Origin of the sequence: Lysobacter antibioticus (assembly GCF_000731095.1) — a bacterium.
Taxonomy (GTDB): domain Bacteria; phylum Pseudomonadota; class Gammaproteobacteria; order Xanthomonadales; family Xanthomonadaceae; genus Lysobacter; species Lysobacter antibioticus_B.
Genome location: NZ_JMTZ01000138.1, coordinates 1 through 4,602, shown reverse-complemented (window position 1 = coordinate 4,602; position 4,602 = coordinate 1). Strand labels below are relative to the sequence as shown.

Sequence of the window (4,602 nt, the reverse complement as noted above, 5' to 3'; positions counted from 1 at the left end):
ATGAAAAACGGCGCGCATCCCTGCGCGCCGCCCTCCGGGTCTTCTATGGCCTTCGCTAGTGCTAGGCGACGCACAGCAACAGCAACAGCAACAGCAATCCTGCAGCTATCAGAGTACAAGGGGTAGGAGCGGCGCAAGCCGCGACCACGCAGCCACGACCACCCAGCGCCGGCAGCCGTAGATTCGCAGTCGCGGCTTATGACCGAAGGAAATCCAGTAGGACGCCGCTCCTACCCTGCGACAGCTCAAGGCTCCTTGCAGTGACGACAGCTATGCGACCTCTGCGCGTCCCTTGGTCGCGGCTCACGCCGCTCCTACAGAGGTCGAGCCGCCGCCACGGGAATGAGACGACACGATCGCGGCCCTGCGGCCGGTTCGGGCCGGACGGGATTGGGCAGCACGGACGCATCCAAGCCAACGTGTACGCCCCTCAGTCAAGCCGCTTGCTGAATCTCGCCACCGCCGCCGTCATCATCACCACGATGAAGACCGACAGATACAACACGTCCTGCCACAGCTCCCACAGACTCGCGCCACGCAGCATCACTCCGCGGATCAGGCGCAGGAAATGCGTCATCGGCAGCACCTCGGCCAGCCATTGCGCGACCTTCGGCATGCCCGCGTACGGAAACATGAAGCCCGACAGCAGGATCGATGGCAGCAGAATGAACACGGTCATCTGCATGGCCTGGAATTGCGAACCGGCCTTGGTCGAGATCATCAGGCCCAAGGTCAGGTTGGCCAGGATCAGCAGGATCGCGGCGAGGTAGACGTCGAGCACGCTGCCCTTGATCGGCACGTCGAACAGCCACAGGCCCAGCAGGATCACCACCGTGGTCTGGACCAGGCCGATCACCGCGTACGGCAGGACCTTGCCGATCATCAGCTCGGTGCGGCTGACCGGCGTGGTGATCAACAGCTCCATATTGCCGCGCTCGCGTTCGCGCACGATCGCCACCGAGGTGAACATCACCATGGTCATGGTCAGGATCACGCCGATCAGGCCGGGCACGATGTTGACCGGCGAGCGCCGCTCCGGGTTGTAGAACGCGACCACGCTGATCGGCGCGACCTTGCGCAGCGCCGCCACCGTGCTGTCGATCGGCATCTGCGCCAGTTGCACCGCCGCGCTCTGCACCACGGTGTCGCTGCCGTCGACCAGCACCTGCACCGCTTCGCGGCCGTCGATGCGGCGGCGCTCGAAATCGGCGGGAATGCTGACCCCCACGCTGACCTGGCCGCGCCGCAGCATCTCCATCAATTGCTGCGGCGTGTCGGCATCGGCGACCGGCTCGATTACACCGGTAGCGACCATGTCCATGACCAGGGCGCGCGAAGCGGCGGTCTGCGATTGGTCGGCGATGGCGGCGTTGAGCCCGCGCGGGTTCATGTTGATCGCATAACCGAACAGCACTAATTGGCCGACCGGAATCACCACGATCATCGCCAGGGTGATGCGGTCGCGGCGCAGCTGGCGGATTTCCTTGAGCACGATCGCCCACAGCCGACGCAGTTTCATGAGGCCTGCTCCGTGTTCGCCGGCGCGGTTTCGCGGCCGCGCGTGGCGGCGACGAACACGTCCTCGAGATTGGCCGCGGCCTGGTCGACCTCGGCGTCGAGCCCGGCCGCGCGCAAGGCCTCGGCGAGACCGTATTCGGCGCGGTCGGCGCGTTCCAGCAGCACCCGCAGGCTGTTGCCGATCTGGGCCACGCTGAGCACGCCGGGCACCTCCACCAGCACGCGCTGAGCCTTGCGCGGCTGCGCCGCGCGCACCTCGACCGCGCGCCCGGCGAGCGCGCCGGTCAGTTCCGCCGGAGTGCCGTCGGCGACCAGCACGCCGCGGTCGAGAATCGCCAGGCGATGGCAACGTTCGGCCTCGTCCATGTAGTGCGTGGACACGAGCAAGGTCGTGCCGGCGTCGGCCAACTCGAACAACTTCTCCCAGAAATCCCGGCGCGACTCGGGGTCGACCGCACTGGTCGGCTCGTCGAGAAACAACAATTCGGGCTCGTGGATCACCGCGCCGGCCAGTGCGAGGCGCTGTTTCTGGCCTCCGCTCATCGTGCCGGCGAGTTGCTTCTGGCGATCGCCGAAATGGTATTGCTCGATCAACTCGTCGACACGTCGGCGCGCCGGCGCCTTGGGAATGTCCTGCACGGCGGCGAGGAACTCCAGATTCTCGCGCACGCTGAGGTCCTCGAACAGAGAGAACTTCTGGGTCATGTAGCCGATGCGCCGACGCAGCGCTTCGGCCTGTTGCGGAATCTTCAGGCCCAGCACTTCGATATCGCCCGCAGTCGGCGTGAGCAGGCCGCACAGCATCCGGATGGTGGTCGACTTGCCCGAGCCGTTCGGACCGAGGAAGCCATAGACGCAGGCGCGCGGCACGGTCAGGTCGACGCGGTCGACCGCGCGCAACTGGCCGAAGTGCTTGCTCATGCCGCGTGCCTTGATGACGGCGGCCTCGCCATCGGGGTCGCCGCCGGGCGGCGTGGCCGTCATCGCAGCGGCGGGCAAGTCATCGCTCATGGCCCGAACTCGACCCGCACCGGCAACCCGGCCGGCAATTGCGCGGCCTTGGTGTCGATGACCTCGACTTCGGCCAGATAACTCAAACGGGCCGCGTCCTCGCCGGTCAGAGCGTAATACGGGGTGAAGCTCGGTTCGCTGCGGATCATCCGCACGCGGCCGTTCCATTTTTGTTCGCGGCCGTCGATGAAGACGCGTGCGCTCTGCCCCACCCGCACATCCTGGCGGATCGGTTCGGGCACGTAGACGCGCGCATACGGCCGCTCGCCGACCAGCATCACCGCCAACGGCGAACCAACCGGGGCCTGGTCGCCGAGCTTGTACAGCAGGCTGTCGATGACGCCGTCGCGCGGCGCGACCACGTCGAGCTTGCCGACGTTGACCGCCTGCACCTCGGCCTGCGCCTGCGCCGCGGCCAATGCGGCCTGGCCTTGGGCGATCCGCTCGCGGCGGGTGCCGTGTTCGAGTTCCAGCAAGGCGGCCTGCGCGGCGCGCACCTGCGCCTGCGCATTGCCGGCCGCGGCGCGCGCGCGATCGACCTCGGCCGCGGCGATCAGGCGCTGGCGGCCAAGCGGCTGCACGCGGGAGTAATACGCCGCGGCGTCAGCGGCCTGGGCCTGGGCGGCAGCGAGCGTGGCGCGGGCCTGGGCGATGGTTTCGCTGCGCGGGCCGGCTTCGAGCTCGGCCAGCGCATCGGCCGATTGCCGCGCCTGCGCCTGCGCCGCGCTCAACTGCGAACGGCCGCGGTCGAGTTCGAGTTGCAACACGCGCGTACCGGCCTTGACCCGCTGGCCTTCGCGCACGTCGATGCGCACGACTTTCTCCGCCGCCGGTGCCGGCAAAGTCACCCGGTCCCATTCCAGGGTGCCGAGCGCCTGCGCCGGCTCTTCCTTGCAAGCCGCCAGGGCGATGCACAGCAGAGCGACGGCGAACCGACCTGCGTACGGCCTGAGTGCGTGCTTGATCGTATCCATCGCAGGGTTCTCGCAATCAGGGAGTGAGGCCGCGGTCGAGCAAGGCCAACGCATGACGGCGCTGGGTGTCGAGATCGAGATCGTCGGCGTCGAACAAGCGCCGCCAGATCGGCGCGCTCGCGGCCGGGAACAGGGTCAAGCCGACCAGGCTCACCATCAGCAGGCGCGGGTCCAGGTCGGCATTGATCTGCCCGCGCTGCTGGGCCTCGGCGAAACGCCGCGCCATCATCTGCGGCACCAGCGGGCCGATCTTCTGCAGCAGCAGGCTCTCGCGCAGCGCCCCGCCCTCGCACAGCACCTCGCGCACCCACAGCGACGGCAGCCACGGATGCGCGGCGATGACTTGGCCGATGCCGTGGACGAAACCCGCGATCAGATCCATAACGTCGCCGGGCTCGCGGGTCAGGTTGTCGCGCAGGCTCAGGAACACCGGCAGCAGGCGTTCGTTGCTGACCGCCTCCTGCAACTGCTCCTTGTCGCCGAAGTAGTAATGCAGCAGGGCCGGATTGACCCCGGCCTCGCTGGCGATGGCGCGCAGCGAAGTCGCGGCGATGCCCTGGCGGGCGTAGCAGACGATCGCCGCGTCGAGCAGGCGCGCGCGCAGATCGGGGTTGTCGGCGGCAGCCGGCCGGCCCGGTGCGCGCTTGTTCGCGGCAGGTCGGCCGGCAGAGCGCGGCTTGGCGGCAGGCTTGGCGGCAGCTTTGGCCGCGCGCTTGGCAGGCGGTTTAGTGGGGGGCGCAGTGTCCATGCGCCATATTTAATTCAACAATTAATTAGTTCGCAAGCCCGAGCCGACCGACGGTCGTGCCGGGCGCACCGCGCCCTGTTCAGGGAGGAGGAGTGCCGCGGGTCGCTAGTTCCCGACGTTACGTGTTCGCAGCCGAGACTTCGCCCCGGCTGGGCCCATCTGGACTGCGGCGCGGCAGCAGAGTTTTGCTTTTGCCGTGCCTTTGCTTTCGCCGTGCCGTTGCCGCTGCCGCTGCCGCTGCCGTTGCCGTTGCCGTTGCCGTTGCCGTTGCCGTTGCCGTGAAAGCTTGGCGCAATACCGAACTTGCGATGCAACCGTAGACCCGGAGGGCGGCGCACAGGACGTGCGCCG

General features: G+C 67.9%; 4 protein-coding genes. All 4 read right to left on the bottom strand.

Going from position 1 to position 4,602, the window contains the following annotated elements:
* Positions 1 to 430: 430 nt before the first annotated feature.
* The gene (locus tag EX88_RS0122450) at positions 431 to 1,519 is read right to left on the bottom strand and encodes an ABC transporter permease (protein WP_031374219.1); all 1,089 of its coding nucleotides are present in this window, start codon (positions 1,517 to 1,519) and stop codon (positions 431 to 433) included.
* Positions 1,516 to 2,439 (bottom strand): ABC transporter ATP-binding protein, encoded by a 924-nt coding sequence (locus tag EX88_RS0122445; RefSeq protein ID WP_255611024.1) that lies wholly within the window; start codon positions 2,437 to 2,439, stop codon positions 1,516 to 1,518. Before EX88_RS0122445 ends, EX88_RS0122450 begins: the two co-directional genes overlap by 4 nt.
* 86 nt (positions 2,440 to 2,525) lie before the next feature.
* The gene (locus EX88_RS0122440; protein ID WP_081931385.1) at positions 2,526 to 3,503 is read right to left on the bottom strand and encodes an HlyD family secretion protein; all 978 of its coding nucleotides are present in this window, start codon (positions 3,501 to 3,503) and stop codon (positions 2,526 to 2,528) included.
* A gap of 16 nt (positions 3,504 to 3,519) precedes the next feature.
* A complete protein-coding gene (locus tag EX88_RS0122435; protein WP_081931384.1) occupies positions 3,520 to 4,251 on the bottom strand; it encodes a TetR/AcrR family transcriptional regulator in 732 nt (243 codons plus the stop codon).
* Between the last annotated feature and the right edge of the window lie 351 nt (positions 4,252 to 4,602).